This is a genomic window from Flavobacterium sp. J49 (assembly GCF_011742145.1).
Classification (GTDB): Bacteria; Bacteroidota; Bacteroidia; order Flavobacteriales; family Flavobacteriaceae; genus Flavobacterium.
Window position 1 is genome coordinate 1 of record NZ_JAAQQU010000089.1, and the last position, 12,932, is coordinate 12,932.

Sequence of the window (12,932 nt, forward strand, 5' to 3'; positions counted from 1 at the left end):
GAACACATACGATTCATGTTTGGGACACCGAAGGCGGAGTCGCATTTAGCTGTGAAGAGTTTACTATAAATCAGGTGATGGTGATAGACTATCCTTTATACTTTACACCAAACGGAGATGGGATACACGATGCTTGGAATATAGTAGGCTTATCAAATTTTGCGGAACAAACCACGATCTACATCTTTGACCGTTACGGAAAACTCTTGAAACAGTTGAGTGCCAGTGACCAAAGTGATGGTTGGGACGGAACCTACAATGGAAAACTCATGCCTTCAGATGATTACTGGTTTACGGTAGATTTCCCTGAGCAAGGAACAATGAAGCAATTTAAAGCACACTTCTCGTTGAAACGATAGAAGAAAATACAATTATCAAAAAAGCCACTCGTTTGAGTGGCTTTTTTAGTTGTGATAGAAACTCTATAGGCCTAATTAGCCCCGATAGGAGCGAGCTACCATGTAGCGCGGATAGCGGGAGTAGGAGTGAAAAGAAATAAAAGGGTTTGCTCCTGAAATTTTACTACAAATGTTATTGTGATGCACTTGATATTTGTTTTAGTTCAAAATTCGCCAGTAAGCTTCTTATATCGGCTATATCATTAACGTAATAAAGTGCTATTGATTCTGATCTTCCTATTTTTACGGTATAGGCATTATTTGGCATTACTTCAAACATAAATTCATCAGTGTGGTCATCTCCGGCAGCAAAAATGAAATCAGCTTGGGTGCCGGAAATTAGATTTAATACCGCACGCCCTTTGTTGACTATATTATTTTTTACTTCAAGTACCATACTGCCATCAAGAACTGACAGCCCATTTTCTGAGACAAAGCCGGTTAACAATATTTTTAATTCCCGCATACGAATTTCTGCCATATCAGGATCCGCTTTTCTATAATGCCATGCTAGTGAATATTTTTTCTCTTCTACAAAAGCCCCAGGTGTTCTATCAACGAAACTCTCCATAATAGGTCGAATGATTTCTTTCCACTCGGTTTTTGGATCTTCGAGTTGCAGCCATTCCTTGTCCTTCCTACGTATCCAGATTCCGTGATCTGTAATCAAGGTGTAATTTTTATGGCCAAACCATTTTTCGATTGAGTCTCGTCCGCGTCCACTAATGATAACAATTTCAGTGTTGGTGTTTTTATTGATGTTGTCCAGTAAATCATATAAGCCTATATCAGGTGAAGCATTTTCGGGATTACCTCGAAAATTGACCAAAGTTCCGTCATAGTCAAGTAAGAACAATTTATTTTTTGCCGTCTTGAATTCGGTTAGCATTTTATTCATGATTAGTTTATCAAGCAATTTGCTGATAGAGTGTTCTGTGGTTGTTTGGCATGTTTCATTTAGTGATTTAATGAAATCCAAAGCCCATTTATCGACAGTGTAACGTGAAAGTCTTTTTTGTAATGCCAAAATTCGAGTTTTTTGTTCCTCCGGGCTCATTTCTAAGGCTTGATGAAGCGCGGCTGCAAATTGATCGGCATTGTTTGGATTTATCAATAAGGCTTCGTGCATTTCACTTGCTGCTCCGGCCATTTCGCTTAGAATGAGAACACCGTCTGATTTGGTTCTTGTGGCTATAAATTCTTTGGCAACAAGATTCATTCCGTCGCGCAAAGGGGTTATTAATGCAATTTGAGAGAATGAATATAAATCAATAAGGTCATCAAAAGGCATTGATCTGTAAAAGTACCATATTGGCGTCCAATCGATGGTTGCAAACTTGCCATTAATTCGCCCAACAAGTTCATCAGTGTCTTTTTTTAATTTGCGGTATTGAGGAACATTTGACCTTGACGGAACCGCGAGCATCATTAGCCTGACTTTTCCTAAATATTGAGGGTATTTTTCAAGGAAATACTCAAAAGCACGAATCCGGTTTGGGATACCTTTGGTATAATCCATTCGGTCGATAGAAAGAATTAACTTGCTATCCGGATAATTTATGATGTGCTCATTGAGCTTTGACATTATTTCGGACACCTCACGATTATTTCGATGTTTGTGTAGTTGCGCAGTATTGTAAAAGTTATTATAGTCAATCCCCATAGGAAATGAATCTGCTTTTATAGTTCTGTTATGTTGCATGATTTCGTTGAACTTCACGGTAAGGCCCAAAATTCTTCGAACGGAATTGAGGAAGTGCTGAACATAATCATAGGTGTGGAAACCGATAAGATCGGCACCTAGCATTCCTTGCAGCAATTCTTCACGCCATGGACATGTTCTGAAAATTTCAAAAGCGGGAAATGGGATATGAAGAAAAAAGCCGATAGAAAGCGACGGTCTGCGGTCCCGAAGCATTTTTGGGAGTAATAACAATTGGTAATCATGAATCCAAATCTTATCACCATCAGCCGCATGTTGTAAAACAGCATCAGCATATTGTTCATTTACTTTTACATAAGTTTCCCATTGTTCGGGCTCATAGGTAGTAAATTCTAGAAAGTAATGAAATAGAGGCCAAAGAGCTTTATTGCTGAAGCCAAAATAAAATTCTTCAATTTCTTTTTCTTTAAGTGAGACGGTAACACATTTCGCTTGTGAAGCCAGCTCCCGGATTTTTTCTTTATGTACGTCATTAAGTTGCTCTTCCGCTAATCCTGACCAACCTACCCATAAGCTTTTTCCTTGTTTGTGTACTGTATTGAGTCCGGTCGCCAATCCACCTACACTAGGTTTAATTTCTATAGTATTTGAAGAAATTTTAAATTCAATGGGCAGTCTGTTTGCCACAATAATTGTTTTAGTATTCATAAATTTCTTTGATTTGAGTAGCGTAATTAGTAAATTTAAGCAATTAAATCGTTTGAACTTGTTAAATAAAACCTTATGAACAACCTGGATTATGGAATAATTGGTAATTGCAGAAGCGCAGCATTGGTTTCAAAAACAGGATCAATTGATTGGAGCTGTCTTCCTGAGTTTGATTCTTCTTCCGTTTTTGCCAAAATTCTTGACGATAAGATTGGAGGTAGTTTTGAAATTGTAACCGGAGAAGATTATCACAGCAAACAATATTATTTAGAAAACACCAGCATATTGATTACAGAATTCAATAACGGTAAAGATGTTTTTGCGGTTTATGATTTTATGCCAAGGTATATCAAAGAAGATAATAGTTCTTATACACCACCAGAAATCATTCGTTATCTTGAGCATAGAGCAGGGCTGCCGCAATTTTCAGTTATCTATAACCCTAAACTTGAATATGCCCTTGGTGAAACAATTACCCATGTAAAGAAGGATTTTATGGTGAGTCTGACTCGAAATAAAAAATTTGATTCACTTTATTTTTACAGTAATCTTGATTTGGAGAGTATTCATACCCAAAAAGTGATAACGCTGGAAGGTGATTGTTTTTTTCAGATTGCCTATAATGAGAAGATTTTTAAGCCTTCCTTAAGTAAGATTAAGTTGGAATTAGAACGCACCAAAGTATACTGGCTTAATTGGTCAGAGAAAACTATTTCCTATCAAAAATACAATCGAGAAATTCAGCGCAGCGCCATAACATTAAAGCTCTTAAGTTATGAAAAAACCGGAGCGGTTCTTGCCGCTGCAACAACTTCTCTTCCTGAAACCATTGGAGAAGTGAGAAACTGGGATTACAGGTTTTGTTGGATTCGTGATGCCTCAATGGTTGTCAAAGTGCTTTCTACATTAGGGCATAAAAATCTTGCTTTGAATTATCTTAAATTCATAATCGACCTTGTGCCAGATAAAGATGAGAAACTGCAAATTATGTATGGCATCAATAAAGAAAAAAAACTTACCGAAGAAACACTTGACCATCTGAATGGTTATATGGGGTCCAAACCGGTTAGAATTGGTAACGCTGCCTATGTTCAAAGACAAAATGATATTTATGGTATCCTCATGGATGTAATACACCAGCAATTTACTTATTTCAGTACAGATATTGAAAATGGTGAAGAGATGTGGAACATTACAAAGGGTATTGCCTGGGTTGTGGAAAAACACTGGCAGGAAAGTGATAAAGGGATATGGGAATTCAGAACCGAGGAAAGACATTTTACGTTTTCCAAAGTGCTGTGCTGGACGGCAATTAATCGTGCCATAAAGATAGCTGAAATTTTAGGTAAAAATTCGAAGGCTGAAAAATGGAAACCATTGGAAGAAATGATTCGGAAAGATATTATGGACAAAGCTTGGAATGAGGAAATCATGGCCTTTACACAGTCTTATGGCTCTTTTGATCTTGATGCCTCGGTTTTGTTAATGGAAATGTATGGAATAGTTACTGCTGATGACCCTAAATATATTAGCACAGTAAGGGCGATTGGACGTGAACTAAACAATGACGGCTTGCTTTACAGGTATAAAAACAAGGATGATTTTGGTCTTCCGTCTTCGTCTTTTACCATTTGTACTTTTTGGTACATTAATAGTCTTTATAAAATCGGCGATTGTAAGGAAGCAGAAAAACAGTTTGAAAAGTTGTTGTCCTATAGTAATCATTTAGGATTGTTTAGTGAAGATATAGATTTTGAAACAAAAAGACTTCTGGGTAATTTCCCTCAAGCATATTCTCACCTCGCGTTAATTGAAACAGCAATAAACTTATCGAATATTACCAATGAGGAAAAAGTAATAGATGCTTTAAAATAATTTGATTTTCTGTATTTCTTCAAATACATTATAGGTGTTGATAAGAGCCATTTTTTTAGATGAAACAATCATTGTCAATATAAATTAGAAAATTTTGTACATCGTTTCGGGAATTGTGCAAAGCTTAAAAGCCAATAATGAAGGTACTTTGCACTGTTAATGTTAAGTTTCTGAAGATAAAAAAGATGTCTTGCAATTGACACAGGTATTGTCTTTAAACCTAGGCGCCCAAATTAAAATAGGCAATTCCCTTCCGAATTTGAAATCATCAGGATTTCATTAAAACCAATAAAGAAAAATAAAATAAAATGAAGACTGTGTTTCTTTTAATAAATCTAGTATTAGGGTTTTGTACTGTTGTCAATGGACAAAGTGAGACCGCCAGTTCAAAGGCATTTCATGAAACTGCAATAACGCAAACCACCTTCACAACGAGTGAGATTGTAAATGGTTATTTGAAAATCAAAAACGCATTGGTCAAAAGCGACAGTAAAAATGCTGCTCAAACCGCCACAGCATTAGAGAATACTCTTAAAAATATCAATGTAAGCCAACTAACGGCTGCGCAAAAACCACTATTGGTGAAAATTGCGGAAGAATCCCAAAAACAGTCGAAAGTCATCGCAGCCAATAGCGGTAAACTTGACAAACAAAGAAAGGCCTTCCAACAGTTGAGCCAAAGTATCAATGAATTGGTGACCACTTTTGGTACTTCCCAAAAATTGTATCAGGATTTCTGTCCGATGTATGAAGGTGGTTCTTTTTGGCTCAGCGAAACAAAAGACATCAAAAACCCTTATTACGGAAACCAAATGCTTACCTGTGGAAAAATAAAAGAAACCATCGAATAATTTTAGTGGGAATAATGTAAGTCTGACAAGCCATGATATAATTACCTTTACTACAATGAATTATAGCAATAGTAACTTGTTTTAAAATCTAAATGAAATGAAAAAAACAATCTTTTTAGCCATAGTAATGGCATTCGTATTGGTTTCTTGTGTTCAAAAAAACAAAGAAGCAGCCACAGAATCTCATAGTAAACATCAAGATACTACGATGACTGATAACGATACCAACGTGCACAACCAAGCGGCAGCAGTAGATGAGCACGCAGCATTATATGCCTGTCCGATGCATCCGGAAGTGCAAGGAAAAAAGGAAGACAAATGTCCTAAATGCGGCATGAAACTCACCGAACCGGTTACCGAAAAAGCCGACGAGGAATAAAGTAACCTGCTTATCGAACCTAAGTTTTGCTTACTGTTTGTTGGTAAAGTTTTTAGTTTTTTATTAATATAACTAACTTTACTATAGCGATTTATGCGCCATTGTGACATTGAATCCGAACAGTAAGAGCATTTAGATTAAGAAGCTTAAACATTAATCAGAAATGAAAAGGATTCTATTGCTATTATCACTACTCTTCGCTTTTTCTTATGTAAAGGCTAAAGTACTGTCTGTTGTTGAGGTCAGTCATATGTTGATACAAGCAGTGACTTACACTTGCGTAATGCATCCCGAAATTCATGCAACCAAACCCGGTGATTGTCCGAAATGCGGCATGGCTTTAATCAAGGAAAAACCCAAGAAAGTCAAACCGAAATCTGTTCAAAAACCAGCTAAAAATCCAACCGTAAAACCAACAGCTTCGGTTAAAAAGGAAGTTGTAACTAAAAAAGACAGTATTTTAATCCCAAAGGCAGTTCAGGAAAAACTTCCGACAGAAACAGTTATTACTCCTAAAAGTGATCCGCCAAGAACTGTTCGCTACGATTTATATGTTAGGGATACAATCGTCAATTTTACCGGTAAACCCAAAAGGGCTATTGCCGTCAATGGACAAATTCCAATGCCTACCTTAACATTTACCGAAGGTGACACGGCCGAAATTTATGTCCACAACGAATTAGATGAAGAAACTTCGATGCATTGGCACGGTTTGTTTTTGCCCAACAAAGAAGATGGCGTGCCCAATCTGACTCAAATGCCGATTCCGCCACATTCGGTTCATTTGTACAAGTTCCCGATTATCCAACACGGAACCCATTGGTACCACAGCCATACCGAACTCCAAGAGCAAATAGGAATGTATGGTTCATTCATTATGAATAAAAGATTAGAAGATCCCCGATTTAGAAAAGGGATTGATGATTTACCAACGATTCCAGTTATTTTAAGCGAATGGACCGATATGAAACCGGAAAATGTCCACAGGATGCTGCACAATGCCACCGACTGGTTTGCTATTAAAAAAGGGACTACCCAAAGTTATACCGAAGCCATTCGCAGCGGGCATTTTATGACGAAAGTCACCAACGAGTGGAAGCGAATGAATGCCATGGATGTTAGCGATGTGTATTACGACCATTTTTTGATTAACGGCAACACCCAAAATGAGTTTCCGCAGTTCAAAGCAGGAGATAAAGTGCGTTTGCGAATTTCAAATGGTGGCGCATCGACTTATTTTTGGTTAACGTATTCAGGCGGAAAAATTACCGTAGTCGCCAGCGATGGTAACGATGTGGAACCCGTAGAAGTCGACAGATTGATTATAGCCGTCTCCGAAACGTATGATGTCATTATTACCATACCGGAAGAAGGCAAAGCCTACGAATTTTTAGCTACTGCTGAAGACAGAACCAAGTCGACTTCAATGTTTTTTGGAATCGGAACCAAACAACCGGCAACCCCATTACCCAAGTTGAAATACTTTGAAGGCATGAAAATGATGAACAGCATGATGAAAATGAATGGGGATTTGGATGATATGGGGATGCAAATGTCGCTCAATCAAATGGACATGAATGTGGTGATGTATCCCGAAATAACAGGAGATGATAGTAAAAAAGAAACAGTAGAAAGTACTGAAACGAATGCGAACTCATATGACGGGAATGCGCTTTCGGATATAGTTACACTCAATTATGTCATGCTCAAAGCACCGCATAAAACCACACTTCCTGACGGACCGGTTAAAGAATTGCGTTTCGAGTTGTCGGGGAATATGAACCGCTACGTATGGAGTTTAGACAACAAAGTCGTTTCCGAAACCGATAAAATATTGATCAAAAAAGGGGAGAATGTGAGGATTGTCCTGTACAACGGTTCGATGATGCGCCATCCGATGCACTTACACGGTCATGATTTCAGAGTAATCAATGGTCAAGGCGATTATGCTCCGTTAAAGAACATTATCGACATCATGCCAATGGAAACCGATACTTTGGAGTTTCATGCCAATGTGGAAGGCGATTGGTTTTTCCATTGTCATATACTCTATCACATGATGAGCGGCATGGGTCGGGTTTTTACGTACGAAAATCAAGCAGCGAATCCTTTGATTCCCAATCCGAAATTAGCGCAGCGAAAACTGTTTGCTGATGACCGGGAATTTCACATCATGGCCGAAAATGATTTTGCTACCAATGGCAATGACGGTGGTTTGATGATTCAAAATACGCGTTGGAGTATCGGCACGGAATGGCGTTTGGGCTATACCGACATGCACGGTTATGAAACCGAAACCCATATTGGCCGCTATTTCGGCAAGATGCAATGGTTAATGCCTTTTGTTGGGTTTGATTGGCGTTATCGCAAGATGGAAGTAGGTGAAATGGAGGAAAATTTGTTTGGACAAACCAATACCAAAGACAAACGCGGCGTTTTCAGTGCCGGTGTCGAATATACCATGCCTATGTTAATCAAAGCTCAAGCAGAGGTTTACGACGACGGGAATTTCAGAGTGCAGTTTGAACGTATGGACATTCCACTTTCCAAACGACTTCGCATGAACCTGATGTGGAATACCGACAAAGAATACATGGCCGGTTTGCGGTATATCTTGACAAGACATTTGGGTATTACCGCCCATTATGACAGTGATATGGATTTTGGTTTTGGAGTCGGATTAAATTATTAGTACAACGGTCCGATTTAAATCGGATATGCTCTTTACGGCTTTATTTGGTTTGGGTTCAAAGGGATTTTGTAAATTTGTTTACTGCTTTTACCTATTAATCTTCAAAATATTCGCGATGAAATTATCGATAAAAAACATGGTTTGCCAAAGATGCATCATGGTAGTCAAACAGGAATTGGAAAAGCATAATTTGACGGCCGAAAATGTTCAATTGGGTGAAATCACTTTCATAGAAGAATTATCAGAGGAACAAATCGCGCTTTTAAAAAAGGGTTTGTCATCCCACGGTTTTGAAGTGCTGGATGATCGCAAGGCTATGATTATCGAGAAGGTGAAAAACATCATTGTGACCATTATCCACAGCAAGGATGATGTAGAAGTTAAAAGAAATTTTTCGGATATTATTGCCCAACAAATCCCTATTGATTACAATTACATCAGCTCTATATTTTCCACCACTGAAGGCATAACCATAGAGCAGTTTGTCATTCTTCAGAGAATTGAAAGAGTAAAAGAATTGTTAGTCTATAATGAACTTTCTCTCAGTGAAATTGCATATAAGTTGGGCTACAGCAATGTTCAACATCTATCCACTCAATTCAAGAAAATTACCGGTCTTACTCCGTCTCACTTCAAGTCGGTTAAAGAAAACAAAAGAAAGTCTCTAGACCAATTATAAAATTTTAAACATCTTATCAGGAATTTTATAACAACCTATTATTGCATCGGTTCTAAATTTGTTTCACCAAAACAAAAGGACATGCAAGTAATTAATAGACTTCAAATTAAAGGAATGGTTTGTACCCGATGTATAGCCATACTATTCGAGGAACTTTCGCTTATTGATTTAGAGATTACGTCCATCAAATTAGGGGAGGTTTTTTTCAAAGGACAACTGCCTCAAAATGTCGACGAAAATCGAATTCAATCGGTATTGCAAAAATATGGTTTTGAATTGCTGAGTGATAAAAAACTATTGTTGGTGGCCAGAATGAAAGATTTGATCAAAGCAGGAATTGATCTGCAATCCGAAACCAGAGACAACATCAAATTTTCAGAATATTTGAGCGCAGCATTGCACAAAGATTACAATTATTTAAGCGCCGTTTTCTCAGACTGCGAAGGCATTACCCTCGAGAAGTACATTATCACGCAACGCATACTTAAAGTAAAAGACGAGCTAATCAACACCGATAAATCGCTTACTGAAATTTCCGATGAATTGGGTTACAGCAGTGTTTCTCATTTGTCAAGACAATTAAAAGCTTATACCGGTTTTGATACCTATCACTTTAAAAATCTTAGAAAAAACAATATCATATCAGCATAAGAGTTTCAATCATCAATCAATTTATCAATCAAAAATAGTATCCATTTAAAATTTTCAATCATGGAAACCACAAAGCCAACCACTCCTATTAAAGACAAAATGAATATTTTCCACAAGCAAACCTTTCCGGTAACCGGAATGACTTGTGCGGCTTGTGCCATTAGTGTGGAAAGTATCATCAAAGCTACCGAAGGCGTCAAAGATGCCGGCGTTAATTATGCTAACCAATCGGCTTGGATAGAATACTCTGATGAAGTTACTATTGAAGAAATTCAAAACAGAACCCGTTCTATAGGTTATGACTTGATTGTTAATGTAGAAGATCCTTTTCAAGCACAACAAGAACAACAGCAAAAACATTACGAAGCACTAAAAAGGAGAACCATTTTGGCCATTCTATTGTCTATCCCAATTACCGTTATAGGGATGTTTTTTATGGATATGCCTTATGGAAATTACATCATGATGGCGTTGTCAACACCGGTAGTGTTTTATTTAGGGAGAAGTTTCTTCACCAATGCCTACAAACAAGCCAAACACGGCAAAGCCAATATGGATACCTTAGTGGCATTAAGCACCGGAATCGCTTATTTGTTTAGTGTTTTCAATACTTTTTTTTCGGAGTTTTGGCATGAAAGAGGGTTGCATGCTCACGTTTATTTTGAAGCGGCAGCCGTAATCGTAGCTTTTATTTCCATCGGGAAATTATTGGAAGAAAAAGCCAAATCCAACACTTCATCAGCCATTAAAAAACTTATGGGGTTACAGCCCAAAACGGTTACTATAATTGAAGCCGGAAAGGAAAGAGAAATTCCCATTGCTGAGGTTGTGATCGGCAATATCTTAATCGTAAAACCGGGTGATAAAATTCCGGTTGACGGTGAAGTAACCAATGGAATTTCGTTTGTAGATGAAAGTATGATTAGTGGTGAACCCATACCGGTAGAAAAAACAAAAGGCGGAAAAGTCTTTGCCGGAACGATCAACCAAAAAGGCAGTTTCGAATTCAAAGCAGAAAAAGTAGGCGGCGATACTATTTTGGCACACATCATTAAAATGGTGCAAGAAGCCCAAGGCAGCAAACCACCGGTGCAAAAATTAGTTGATAAAATTGCCGGTATCTTTGTTCCGGTCGTGATAGGAATTGCCATACTGACCTTTGTAGCCTGGATGGTTTTAGGAACAGAAAATGCGCTAACACATGCTTTATTAACTTCGGTTTCAGTTTTAGTTATTGCTTGTCCGTGTGCCCTTGGATTGGCCACTCCAACCGCTATTATGGTAGGCATCGGCAAAGGCGCAGAAAACAATATCCTAATTAAAGATGCAGAGAGTTTGGAATTAGGACATAAAGTAAACGCCATTATTTTAGATAAAACCGGAACCATCACCGAAGGAAAACCGGTAGTAACCGAATTGCTTTGGAAAGACAATGGTAGCGATAGTCTATTGCACAAACAACTGTTATACAGTATTGAAACCCAATCCGAACATCCTTTAGCGGAAGCGGTTACTGAAGTTTTAAAACAAGACAATATTCAATCGGTACCTATAGACCAATTCGAAAGCATTACCGGCAAAGGCGTAAAAGCAAGCAAAGAAGGTAATGAGTTCTTTATCGGAAACCAAAAATTAATGGACGAGTACAAGGTCAAAATTGATTCTACTTTGTTAACCCATGCATCGCAGTGGCAAAAAGAAGCCAAAACGGTAGTTTATTTTTCCAATGCCAAGGAAACACTTGCCGCCATTGCCATAGCCGATAAAGTAAAAGCGACCTCCAAAGAAGCGATTAAAACACTGCAAGACAATGGTATCGATGTGTATATGTTAACCGGTGATAACCAACAAACGGCTCAAGCTGTAGCTACTGAAGTGGGTTTGACCCATTTTAAAGCCGAAGTAATGCCTTCAGACAAAGCTTTGTTCGTCAAAGAATTGCAAGCGCAGGGAAAAGTTGTGGCCATGGTGGGTGACGGCATCAATGACAGTCATGCTTTGGCACAAGCCGATGTGAGTATTGCGATGGGAAAAGGCTCTGATATTGCAATGGATGTAGCCAAAATGACTTTAATAACCTCGGATTTAAATATGGTGCCCAAAGCCCTGAAATTGTCGAGTAAAACCATCACCACCATCAAGCAAAACTTGTTTTGGGCTTTTATTTACAACTTAATCGGAATTCCGGTAGCCGCCGGTTTATTATATCCTTTCAACGGCTTTTTACTCGATCCGATGATTGCCGGCGCGGCTATGGCTTTGAGCTCGGTCTCGGTTGTGGGCAATAGTTTGAGGTTGAAATTAGTCCAACTTTAAAAATAGAATCATTAATTAAATATTTATAAATCATGAACACATTAAAATTCAAAACCAACATTAAATGTACCGGCTGTATTTCAAAAGCGTCTCCTATATTAAACGAAAAACTTGGCGAAGATCAATGGGACGTTGATCTAATGAACCTAAAAAAGACACTTACAGTTACGACTTCAGTTTTAAACGAAGCGGAAGTGATTGAGATCGTTAAAGAATCAGGATTCACGGCAGAACCGTTGGATTAATTTTGTTAAACGATAATTTATTAAAGCCCTGATCCCATTCCGAGGGGCCCTGAACAAAGAAAACCAAAGGCTGTTTCATAGCCTTGTTTTTTTTATTTCCTAAAAGCACTCACACGAGCAAAGCGACTGCTGAAGGAAAAGTAAACTTTTGGCACTTTTAGGAAATAAAAAAACCGATTAGTTTCCTAATCGGTTTTCTTTGTGGGCGATGAGATTTGATATTAAGAGGAGGAAGCCCTGTGGGCTTCAGGTATTCTAACTTTAGTTCTTAAGAGATGATGATTACCTTCGGTAATCCCCTTCCGAGGAGCCCTGAACAAAGAAAACCAAAGGCTGTTTCATAGCCTTGTTTTTTTATTTCCTAAAAGCACTCACACGAGCAAAGCGACTGCCGAAGGAAAAGTAAACTTTTGGCACTTTTAGGAAATAAAAAAACCGATTAGTTTCCTAATCGGTTTTCTTTGTGGGCGATGAG

At 38.1% G+C, this 12,932-nt stretch carries 10 protein-coding genes; 9 read left to right on the forward strand and 1 reads right to left on the reverse strand.

All coding sequences use genetic code 11. From position 1 onward, the window contains the following. On the forward strand, positions 1–359 hold a 359-nt coding region (locus HA632_RS02240), incomplete at its 5' end, for a T9SS type B sorting domain-containing protein (protein WP_176305615.1). 172 nt (positions 360–531) lie between these two features. Here the strand turns inward: HA632_RS02240 and HA632_RS02245 are convergent. Then, positions 532–2,769: a bifunctional alpha,alpha-trehalose-phosphate synthase (UDP-forming)/trehalose-phosphatase gene (locus HA632_RS02245; protein WP_176305616.1), complete on the reverse strand. Its 2,238-nt coding sequence runs from the start codon at positions 2,767–2,769 to the stop codon at positions 532–534. A gap of 75 nt (positions 2,770–2,844) precedes the next feature. On the opposite strand from HA632_RS02245, the gene HA632_RS02250 reads away from it, so the two are divergent. From HA632_RS02250 to HA632_RS02285, 8 genes are all read left to right on the forward strand, one after another. Beyond that, on the forward strand, positions 2,845–4,644 hold the full coding sequence (locus HA632_RS02250; RefSeq protein ID WP_176305617.1) for a glycoside hydrolase family 15 protein: 1,800 nt from the start codon (positions 2,845–2,847) through the stop codon (positions 4,642–4,644). A 308-nt stretch (positions 4,645–4,952) separates the two neighbouring features. Beyond that, complete coding sequence (locus HA632_RS02255) at positions 4,953–5,495, forward strand: DUF3347 domain-containing protein (protein WP_176305618.1); 543 nt, start codon at positions 4,953–4,955, stop codon at positions 5,493–5,495. A gap of 97 nt (positions 5,496–5,592) precedes the next feature. Beyond that, positions 5,593–5,874 carry a heavy metal-binding domain-containing protein gene (locus tag HA632_RS13910; RefSeq protein ID WP_217902815.1) on the forward strand — a complete coding sequence of 94 codons (282 nt, stop codon included), beginning with the start codon at positions 5,593–5,595 and terminating at the stop codon, positions 5,872–5,874. 163 nt (positions 5,875–6,037) lie between these two features. Next, a complete protein-coding gene (locus tag HA632_RS02265; protein WP_217902816.1) occupies positions 6,038–8,566 on the forward strand; it encodes a multicopper oxidase domain-containing protein in 2,529 nt (842 codons plus the stop codon). Between the two features lie 115 nt (positions 8,567–8,681). Then, positions 8,682–9,245, forward strand: coding sequence for an AraC family transcriptional regulator (locus HA632_RS02270; RefSeq protein ID WP_228778743.1), 564 nt, complete (start codon positions 8,682–8,684; stop codon positions 9,243–9,245). Positions 9,246–9,326: 81 nt separating this feature from the next. Further along, positions 9,327–9,896 carry an AraC family transcriptional regulator gene (locus tag HA632_RS02275; protein WP_176305619.1) on the forward strand — a complete coding sequence of 190 codons (570 nt, stop codon included), beginning with the start codon at positions 9,327–9,329 and terminating at the stop codon, positions 9,894–9,896. Between the two features lie 60 nt (positions 9,897–9,956). Next, the gene (locus tag HA632_RS02280; RefSeq protein ID WP_176305620.1) at positions 9,957–12,212 is read left to right on the forward strand and encodes a heavy metal translocating P-type ATPase; all 2,256 of its coding nucleotides are present in this window, start codon (positions 9,957–9,959) and stop codon (positions 12,210–12,212) included. Positions 12,213–12,244: 32 nt separating this feature from the next. Next, positions 12,245–12,457 carry a heavy-metal-associated domain-containing protein gene (locus HA632_RS02285; protein ID WP_176305621.1) on the forward strand — a complete coding sequence of 71 codons (213 nt, stop codon included), beginning with the start codon at positions 12,245–12,247 and terminating at the stop codon, positions 12,455–12,457. Positions 12,458–12,932 lie beyond the last annotated feature (475 nt).